This window comes from Novipirellula sp. (genome assembly GCF_041583735.1).
Taxonomy (GTDB): domain Bacteria; phylum Planctomycetota; class Planctomycetia; order Pirellulales; family Pirellulaceae; genus Novipirellula.
Map to the genome: position 1 here is coordinate 1 of NZ_JBFHFD010000965.1, position 2,210 is coordinate 2,210.

Here is a 2,210-nt window from a genome sequence, read left to right on the forward strand (position 1 = left end):
ACTGACTGCCGAACCAACGCCCAACGCCGCACCTGCTTGCAACAAGTTTCTTCGTGTCATCATAGAGTCATTTTCCGTAATCGATTTTGAGGGACGTCGTGTTGTGTGTCGTTTCGATGTGCGTTTCGTGAATGTTGTGGCCAAAGCGTCATGGATTTGGACCGAGGACACTGGCGCGCTAGTTTAATGACGTTGCAGACTCGCGGACCGCCAACGCTTGAGCAAAACAATACCGGTTTCGATACGAGGGCGGGCAAACGAAAATTGCAGCATCCTTCACAGCGACGTTATCGATGCCATTGTGTCCAGCTAAGGCCAGACGCATCGCGCCATCCAAACTGCCTGAGCCGAAAGTGGTCACTGCCAATTTTTCTTCGCTTTTTGTTCCGATATGCAACGATCGAGGTAGTGGACGAGATGACGAGTCCCCTCCGTTAAATGTAGTGGACGAGGCTACGAGTCCCCGCGGCGGAGTGGCACGCCGCAGGTCGATGTCACCGTGAATGAAAAACGGGGAGAGTGCGACGGCGGAACGGATCCGTGTGCGGGCATTAGACCGAAAAGGACATTGCCTTCCGATGCTTGACACGGCCCCCCGAACGCTTGGGTGAGCGTGTCTAGGAATGTCTACATTTGAGTTGATTCGAACGTGCAGCAATAGGAAAACTTCAGATGAATCAAAATATGCGATGCGTGCTTGCCAGTCTGTTTGTAATGGCACTCACTTCGGTTACGGCGGTCGGTCAAGAATCGCCTTCCTACAATGCCCAACTAGACGACTATCGATATCCATTTTCCGTCGAGACATTTGAGTTCAGCTCGCAGCGACAAACGCTGCAGATGGCCTACATGCACTTGAAGGGCTCTGATGCGATGCCGACGGTCGTCTTGCTCCATGGCAAGAATTTTTCGGGAGCGTATTGGGAACAGACTGCAAAGCTGCTGCAATCGAGAGGCTACTCGGTCCTGATTCCCGATCAAATCGGATTCGGCAAGTCGTCTAAACCAGCCTACTACCAATTCGGTTTTCCTCAGCTTGCACACAACACACGCCAGTTGATTGAGAAGCTTGGGATCGAAAAACCGATCATTGTCGGGCACTCGATGGGTGGCATGTTAGCAACGCGGTACACGCTGATGTATCAGAACGATGTCGAGCGTTTGATTCTGGTGAATCCGATTGGTTTGGAAGACTATCTGAAATTTGTGCAGTACAAAGACGTTCAATTTTTCTACCAGAACGAGGTCAAAAAGACGCCTGCGGACATCAAAGCGTACCAACTAAAGAACTACTACGACGGCAAGTGGGAACCCGCGTACGACGAATGGATGAAGATTCACGTCGGCTGGATCAACGGCCCGGATTGGCAGCGAGTCGCATGGAACAACGCGATGACGTACGACATGATTTTTTCGCAACCGGTTTGCAATGAGTGGACCGACATCAAGGTTCCCACGCGGCTGATTATCGGAACTCGCGATCGAACCGGTCCAGGCCGTGGTTGGATGAAGCCGGGTGTCGAGCGGGAATTGGGCCAGTATCAAGAGCTCGGCAAGCAGACTGCGGCGGAGATTGCGGATTGTCAGCTGTATGAATTGGAGGGACTCGGTCACATGCCTCAAATCGAAGCGTTTGACCGTTTTCGCGTCGAGTTCGAGAGAGCGTTGCAGCAGTGATCCAGCTGTCGGTCCAGTAATGGCGGATCTAAGGACCGCAATGCGGTCAAGCGACATCGCCGTACAGCACGCAGTGCACGCAACGTCCGTCTTACTCGAATGACCACAGCTTGGTTGGAGATGAACAGGGACGCCACGTTATCTCCCGTTCGTTCTGGCCCCCGCCACAGCACTTCTTCACCCGTGGAAATCGCTTTAGGACATGGCATCTTGGTCCGCCTCTATCCGACCGCGGTGTTCGCTCCTTAGCCAGCAACGTGCTATGTCCCCATGCTTGCCAGCGCTGCATCAATCGACTCATGGTTCCGCCACGTCCACGAAGCGCCGGCTAACCGGCGGACAGGAAGATGGGGAGGGCAGGAAAATACGAAAGCAGAACCACACGACGGTATCCCATTTTCCTGCCCCTACATTTTCCTGCCCATTCAGTAACCAACGTTGCCCTCGGTGACACCACACCGCTGCTCCATCGACTCGTCTATCCGACATCTCGACTCGGCCCCGCTCCGCCAATTGGCAAAAAGATGGCTCGC

The 2,210-nt window shown here is 53.7% G+C and carries 1 protein-coding gene; it reads left to right on the forward strand.

Annotated features, from left to right (window positions below; translation table 11 throughout):
* The first annotated feature begins 672 nt into the window (after positions 1–672).
* The gene (locus ABX962_RS35090) at positions 673–1,677 is read left to right on the forward strand and encodes an alpha/beta fold hydrolase (protein ID WP_372726302.1); all 1,005 of its coding nucleotides are present in this window, start codon (positions 673–675) and stop codon (positions 1,675–1,677) included.
* Positions 1,678–2,210 lie beyond the last annotated feature (533 nt).

Excerpts from the sequence above, each read along its gene's own strand:
- ABX962_RS35090 (WP_372726302.1), top strand. The coding sequence starts at position 673 with ATGAATCAAAATATGCGATGCGTGCTTGCCAGTCTGTTTGTAATGGCA.